Annotated in this window: 4 protein-coding genes; 1 reads left to right on the forward strand and 3 read right to left on the reverse strand. The window is 46.4% G+C overall.

Going from position 1 to position 3,307, the window contains the following annotated elements; genetic code table 11:
• Window positions 1–208 (forward strand): hypothetical protein (locus B5F78_RS17455; RefSeq protein WP_162608584.1); only part of this gene is annotated, 208 nt, incomplete at its 5' end.
• A gap of 251 nt (window positions 209–459) precedes the next feature.
• On the opposite strand, the gene B5F78_RS16200 is transcribed toward B5F78_RS17455, so the two are convergent.
• The 3 genes from B5F78_RS16200 to B5F78_RS16210 all read right to left on the reverse strand — a co-directional run bounded on the left by B5F78_RS16200 (window position 460) and on the right by B5F78_RS16210 (window position 3,051).
• Entirely contained in the window at window positions 460–1,458 is a 999-nt protein-coding gene (locus tag B5F78_RS16200) for an MBL fold metallo-hydrolase (RefSeq protein WP_087250848.1), read from the reverse strand.
• Between the two features lie 83 nt (window positions 1,459–1,541).
• On the reverse strand, window positions 1,542–1,991 hold the full coding sequence (locus B5F78_RS16205; protein ID WP_087407226.1) for a hypothetical protein: 450 nt from the start codon (window positions 1,989–1,991) through the stop codon (window positions 1,542–1,544).
• A gap of 55 nt (window positions 1,992–2,046) precedes the next feature.
• The gene (locus B5F78_RS16210) at window positions 2,047–3,051 is read right to left on the reverse strand and encodes a DUF6340 family protein (RefSeq protein WP_022040523.1); all 1,005 of its coding nucleotides are present in this window, start codon (window positions 3,049–3,051) and stop codon (window positions 2,047–2,049) included.
• Between the last annotated feature and the right edge of the window lie 256 nt (window positions 3,052–3,307).

Consider the following 3,307-nt stretch of genomic DNA (forward strand, 5'->3'; position numbering starts at 1 on the left):
TGACGAAGAACAGGAGCGGAAAGGACCAAAAAATCGCCCAAAGCACACACGAAAACGGATACATCAAGCCAAGAAAAACTTTTTGGAGAAATTCAAAACAGCTTCTAAGTCTTCGTGGAAAAACATGAATACCCTACTGGCACAAAGCCGGTATCTTGATAGGAATGGCAAAAGAAAAGCAAACAGCCCCTGTAGGCAAATTGGGTAAAATGAAGGCATTCATATTTTTAGTTACATATAAGTTCATCTGGTGTAAGATTATTAATCTTCAAGCTGCAAGATTATTAATCTTACACCAGACGAAGCTATATTTAATTTTACGATTTGACAATTTACTATCTACTATTTGAGCATTAAATCGTACTTCGTAAATCGAAAAATAGTAAATCAAAAGAATCTGCGAAAATCTGTGTTTCTGATAATATTATTTCATTTTGCACACTTGCTTAATACATAGATTTACCGCAAAGGCTTCAGCTTGACAATCTCCCCCAGTTCGGGAACAATGACGGGCATGTTACGCTTCTTTGCTTCCGCCTTAAACACATGGGGAGGGTCAAACAAAGGTTCGTCCGAGAGGTCGAACGTACCGTAATGCATCGGGATAGTCATGCAGGCATGCATCTCGGCAGAAGCCGTCAACGCATCGTACGGAGAAATGTGGTTCGGTTTCATAAACCAGCGAGGCTTGTAGGCACCGATGCCGATCATGCAATAATCGATATGCGGAAACATGTCGGGCAATTCTTGAAAATGTTGCGCATAACCGGTATCTCCACTGTTGTAAATAGTAATTCCGCCCGCTTCTATCATAAAAGCCCCCCAAAGCCTCATTCCCCCATCATTCACGCCCCGTTTGCTCCAATGCTGGGCAGGCAGGAAAGTGAGCCGCACCCCGTCTGCCTCATATTGCTGATACCAGGCAGCTTCTATCACTTCCATTGCCGGGAACCAACTCTGAATCAACGTACCTGTATTAATGCCGCAAAACAACTTCATCTGCGGATTATCGGCAAACAAGCGTGCCACACTCGGCTTGTCCAAATGGTCGAAATGGTCGTGGCTGATAAGCAAATAGTCGATGTCCTTAAAAACAGATACATTGGCGGGAAACGGGCTCCGGCGTTTCACGAAAGGAATGCTTCCATACACCGGGTCTATCATAAACCGCTTGCCCCCCAACTGGAGAAAGAAAGAATTATGTCCCAGCCAAATCAACGAATTGCCCACTACGGCGTCCAGCGAACGAAGGAAATGCACTTTCGGATCCCATTTGATGGTGCGTTTTTCTTTCCGTTGCGGATTGGGAGACAGGCGCCATTTCAATACACTCCCCATCCCCGGCCGCCAACGGTGCTGGCGGTTAAAAAACTTTCCCCCTGCTGTAGGATTGCCACGCCAATGTGGATTGACCGTGCGCAACCGCTCGTTTCTGCGAAATGAAATGCGCTCTCCCATAAGCCTTTTAGTAATGAAGAATGAAAAATTAAGAAACAACGTTCGGCGTAAGCCAATGAAGAACAACGTACTTCATCCACACCTTATTTTTCCAACAAGTCTTTCAAAAATGCGTCCAGTTCCTCATCCAGTCCTTTCAGCAATTCATCGTTTAAGAACAAGGTTTCATTGTCATCCATCAGCAACAGGTCTGCTACAGTCTCCTTCTCGTCATCCACCAGCACAAACGAATACGGCTTCATCAGCGAAAGCTTGTCCAGCAATCCCTGTTCCTTCAATGCCGTCACTTCAGCACGAAGCAGAGGTTCTATTTCCGTATAGAAATCGTCTCCTTCATAATTCACCCATTCGGTAATGACCGTACGTGCCAGCACTTCATCATCATCGTCATAAATCACCAACTCTCCATTCTCCTGTCCCGGATGCAAATGTATGTCTGTCAGCACCGATTCCTCGCCGTTACCACGATATCTCCCGATAGCTTCTTTCAGAGCCGAAGCAATAGCCTTATGCGACTGTTCACTAATATCCATCATATCTACGTTATTATCTTGACCAAATGTACAAAAAAATTCAATAACAACAATTTTATTCCGACAAATTGTTTCCAAAACGCCCCATTTGGATATTCAGATGAGGGAACTGCCGCATCCGTTTCTCCAGTTGCAGAGCCGAGAACTTCCATACCTGCTCCTCTTCCGAGCCGGATCCGACATACTTCTTTGCATCATCCAGCCATTTCCTTGCTTCATCCAGCTTACCCAACATTTCAGAGGCTAAAGCCAAATTGATAGCAGCACGCCCTTTCACTTTACCCGATTTGCGCTTCCCGTAAAGCGAATGCCACAACGCTTTGGCTCCTTCCCAGTCACCTTCATTGACACATACCGCCGCATCGCGCATTTCCACACACCCTCCGGCAAAATAAACCCGGTCGGTACGCTCCCAATAAGGTGCAACCTGACGTGCCAGCAAGTGTGCCGAGAAATCTGCCACATATTTCAGCAAGACTTTATCGGAAGGCATCTGGTCCAGATCCCAGTCCAGACTGTCTACCGGAGCCACCACACGGAGCGGCCGTTCGCGCACCGGCGAATAAATGCTCAATACCGGAGTGACCTGTGTCAGCACAACAGGCCAAGGCTCAATCAGTCCCGGATACATCACTTCCCGCTTAACGTTCTGCACAAACACACGGTCTAATGAAAAAAGCATATCCACACCCAGTTCCCGGGTCAATCTGCCCACTTCCTCCTTCGACAACGGACGGATTTCGGCATTATCCGAAGCAGCCTTGTCATTCAGTGCCGAATCGCATATTATCACCTGATTGAAATATCTGGAATCGGCCAATGCAGCGGCAAATGCTTCCGCCGTCTGCTTTCCGTCACCGTTTAAGCTGCCCAGTGTAGCCACACTACTCTTTGCCTGCGGTATCGAAGGCATATTATTGACTACTGCAACCGATTCAACCTGTCCCGGCAAGCTGACTTCTGCCGGACATAGCTGGTCGAACGAAAGGGTCTGCACAGACACACACGATGCAAATCCCCATGCCACCAGCATACAACAACATAAAATCCGTATGTTCATAAACATATTCTTTTTCCTTGGTAATGCACAAAGATAAGGAGAAAAAGTGAAACTCCCCCTCATCCTGCATGGTTTTATCACATTTTCATAACCGATAACAGCATGAAAAACATCCCGCCGGCACCAAGGGCACAAATATCGCGAATCATAGAAGCTGTTTTGAATTTCTCCAAAAAGTTTTTCTTGGCTTGATGTATCCGTTTTCGTGTGTGCTTTGGGCGATTTTTTGGTCCTTTTCGCTCCTGTTCTTCGTCAG

The organism is Bacteroides sp. An279, assembly GCF_002159615.1.
GTDB classification, from domain to species: domain Bacteria; phylum Bacteroidota; class Bacteroidia; order Bacteroidales; family Bacteroidaceae; genus Phocaeicola; species Phocaeicola intestinalis.

Bases quoted from the DNA above. Each gene is read 5' to 3' on its own strand.
- B5F78_RS16205 (WP_087407226.1), bottom strand. From the start codon at position 1,991: ATGGATATTAGTGAACAGTCGCATAAGGCTATTGCTTCGGCTCTGAAA.
- B5F78_RS16200 (WP_087250848.1), bottom strand. From the start codon at position 1,458: ATGGGAGAGCGCATTTCATTTCGCAGAAACGAGCGGTTGCGCACGGTC.
- B5F78_RS16210 (WP_022040523.1), bottom strand. From the start codon at position 3,051: ATGAACATACGGATTTTATGTTGTTGTATGCTGGTGGCATGGGGATTT.